Source organism: Streptomyces mangrovisoli, assembly GCF_000974985.2.
In the GTDB taxonomy this organism is placed as follows: domain Bacteria; phylum Actinomycetota; class Actinomycetes; order Streptomycetales; family Streptomycetaceae; genus Streptomyces; species Streptomyces mangrovisoli.
In genome coordinates this window covers 1-2,232 of sequence record NZ_LAVA02000173.1, presented here as the reverse complement: position 1 = coordinate 2,232, position 2,232 = coordinate 1, and the positions used below count along the sequence as shown (strand labels likewise).

Annotated in this window: 2 protein-coding genes and 1 tRNA gene; all 3 read left to right on the top strand. The window is 71.5% G+C overall.

The window, feature by feature from the left end:
• Window positions 1–1,585, top strand: a 1,585-nt coding sequence (locus WN71_RS39070) for an alpha/beta hydrolase (protein ID WP_420856568.1), incomplete at its 5' end; no start/stop codon positions are given.
• Window positions 1,586–1,693: 108 nt separating this feature from the next.
• Window positions 1,694–1,767: transfer RNA gene (locus tag WN71_RS39065), tRNA-Thr, on the top strand.
• Between the two features lie 202 nt (window positions 1,768–1,969).
• A partial coding sequence (locus WN71_RS39060; protein WP_143074940.1) for a hypothetical protein occupies window positions 1,970–2,232 on the top strand: 263 nt, incomplete at its 3' end.

Genomic DNA, 2,232 nt, shown 5'->3' with positions numbered 1-2,232 from the left:
CCGTCCCCTCACCCCCCGCCCGCGCAGCCCCCGGGCCGCCACCGCGCTCGTCGCCGTCGCCACGCTGCTGCTGTCGGCCTGCTCGGCCGCCGACCCTTCGACCTCCAGTTCCGCGGGGACGGCCGCCGACGCGGTGCTGGCCGCGCTGCCGCGGTCCACGCCCGCCGCGCTGACGTCGTACTACGGACAACGCCTGAGCTGGCGCACCTGCGGTACGGAGGGCTTCGAGTGCGCGACGATGAAGGCGCCGCTCGACTACGGCGACCCCGGGGCCGGTGACGTCCGGCTCGCCGTCGCCCGCAAGAAGGCCACGGGCAGGGCGAAGCCGCTCGGCTCGCTGCTGGTCAACCCGGGCGGGCCGGGCGGCTCGGCGATCGACTACCTCACGCAGTACGCCGGGATCGGCTACCCGGCCGAGGTCCGCGCCCGCTACGACATGGTGGCGATGGACCCGCGCGGCGTCGCCCGCAGCGAACCCGTGCAGTGCCTCGGCGGACGCCGGATGGACGCGTACACGCAGACCGACATGACACCCGACCGGGCGGCGGAGAAGAACGCCGTGGTCGCCGCGGACAAACGGTTCGCGGAGGGCTGCGGCGCGCGGTCGGCGAAGCTGCTGCGCCATGTCTCGACCGTCGAGGCGGCCCGGGACATGGACATCCTCCGGGCGGCGCTGGGCGACCGGAAGCTGACGTACGTGGGGGCGTCGTACGGCACCTTCCTCGGGGCGACGTACGCGGGGCTCTTCCCGGAGCGGGTGGGGCGGCTGGTGCTGGACGGGGCGATGGACCCCTCGCTGTCGGCCCGCCGGATGAACCTGGACCAGACGGCGGGCTTCGAGACCGCCTTCCAGTCCTTCGCGAAGGACTGCGTGCGGCAGCCGGACTGCCCGCTCGGCACCAGGAGCACGAGCCCCGACCAGGTGGGCCGCAACCTGAGCGCGTTCTTCCGCAAGCTGGACGCGCACCCGGTGCCGACCGGCGATCCGGACGGCCGCAGGCTCGGGGAGGCGCTCGCCACCACCGGGGTGATGGCGGCGATGTACGACGAGTCCTCGTGGGGGCAGCTGCGCGAGGCGCTGACCTCGGCGATGAAGGAGAACGACGGAGCCGGGCTGCTGGCGCTCTCCGACAGCTACTACGAGCGCGACGCGCAGGGCCGGTACACCAATCTGATGTTCGCGAACGCCGCCGTGAACTGCCTGGACTCGCCGGCCGCGTTCACCGGCCCCGACCAGGTCGAACGGGCGCTGCCCGGCTTCGAGAAGGCGTCCCCGGTGTTCGGCGAGGGACTCGCGTGGGCGTCCCTGAACTGCGCCTACTGGCCGGTGCGGGCGACCGGTGAACCGCACCGCATCGTGGCCAAGGGCGCGGCCCCGGTCGTGGTCGTCGGTACGACCCGCGACCCGGCGACCCCCTACCGCTGGGCGCAGTCGCTGGCCCGCCAGCTCTCCTCGGCGCGCCTGCTCACCTACGTCGGTGACGGACACACCGCATACGGCCGCGGCAGCGCCTGCATCGACTCCGCGATCGACACCTACCTGCTCCGCGGCACCCCTCCGACGAACGGAAAGCGCTGCTCATAGCACCTGCGCCCACCCCCGGAGCCACCCGCTCCGGGGCGTGGTCGGAGCACCCCGGGAAACTGTGTAGACTTACCGACGTTGCTGATCGCACCATAGTGCGGACAGCGCGCCGCCTTAGCTCAGATGGCCAGAGCAACGCACTCGTAATGCGTAGGTCTCGGGTTCGAATCCCGAAGGCGGCTCTGTTGAAGGCCAGGTCATGCAGTACATGACCTGGCCTTTTGTTATTCGCTCGAATGGATTCCGGTCCGTACCGCCCGCCGATCCGTCCCCAGGCCGAGGCCCTGTCCCGGTGCCGGATCGTCTCTCGACAGGTTCGCTCGCGTCCCCTCCATGGGAGGATCGGCCCGCCCCCGAAGGTTGCTGCTCTCCTGGAGGTACGACGTGCCGACGCTTCGTCAGGGAGTCCCGCCCCGTCTGCGGCGAGCGCTGGAGATCCTCGCCGAGCAGCCAGGCGGGATGCACGTCCAGGAGCTGTGGGCGCGCATCGTCGCCGACCTCCCTCTCGAGGAGCATGAGGCCGTGCCGACGAAGACCGGTCGGCAGACCAAGGGCGAGAACAACTGGCGCTGGTACACCTCCGACGCCGTACTGGCAGGGTTGATCTGGAAGGAGAAGGGGCCTTCCCCCGTGAAGGTGGGCACGCG